Origin of the sequence: Pseudomonas capeferrum, from assembly GCF_013523055.1 — a bacterium.
In the GTDB taxonomy this organism is placed as follows: domain Bacteria; phylum Pseudomonadota; class Gammaproteobacteria; order Pseudomonadales; family Pseudomonadaceae; genus Aquipseudomonas; species Aquipseudomonas capeferrum_A.
The window spans coordinates 1-819 of the sequence record NZ_JAAMQM010000056.1 but is presented as its reverse complement, the minus strand read 5'-3'; the positions used below and the strand labels follow the sequence as shown (position 1 = coordinate 819).

The 819-nt window shown below is 62.5% G+C and carries 1 protein-coding gene; it reads right to left on the bottom strand.

Annotation, left to right across the window (positions count from 1 at the left end; all coding sequences use genetic code 11):
* The coding region (locus G7009_RS27275) for an immunoglobulin-like domain-containing protein (protein WP_375139580.1) at window positions 1–819 on the bottom strand (819 nt) is incomplete at both ends.

Genomic DNA, 819 nt, shown 5'->3' with positions numbered 1-819 from the left:
TGACGACTGTGTTGGTGCTGCCAGCAGTGATCAGGTTCTCGAAGACCGCATCACCGGTCACACCGGTGATGGTCTGGGCAATGGCCGGCTGGCCACCGACATACACGTCATCGTTGGCGGTGATGGTAGCGGTGCCGGCGGTACTGCCGCTCGGGATGGTGATCGTGGTGCCATCGGTGAGGGTGAACGTCAGGCCCGCATGGCCGGTAACTGGCAGGCCTTGGGCGTTGCTCAGGGTCACGGTGTAGGTGATCTGACCGCCTTCGGTGACGGTGGTCTTGTCGGCGGTCAGGGTCGCCACGACATCGTTGATGGTGTCGGCGATCTGCACGGTGGCGGAGCCACCCAGCTGCAGGTTTTCGAAGGTCTGGCCATCAACGGTGGCATCGGTGATGCCGACCGTCAGGGAGCCAGCATCCTTGAAGACGTCATCACCCTGGGCATCGGTGCGATAGGTGGCTTCGGTCTGGCCCGCGGCGATAAGGACCTTGTCACCATTGGTCAGGGTGACGGTGAGGTCACGGTCCAGGACCTGGTTGACGCGTACGGTGAAGACCGGCTGCTGGGCTTCGGTGACGTTGCCATTGCTGACAATGCTGACCAAAACCTGGTCGCCGCCATTTGGCGTACCTGGAGTCCCTGGGTTGTTCGGCGTACCAGTTTCGTCGGTGACGGTCGTGGTGGTGCTGCCGGCAGTGATCAGGTTCTCGAAGACCGCATCGCCGGTCACACCAGTGATCGTTTGGGCAATGGCCGGCTGGCCGCCGACATACACGTCATCGTTGGTGGTGATGGTGGCGGTACCGGCAGCACTGCCCT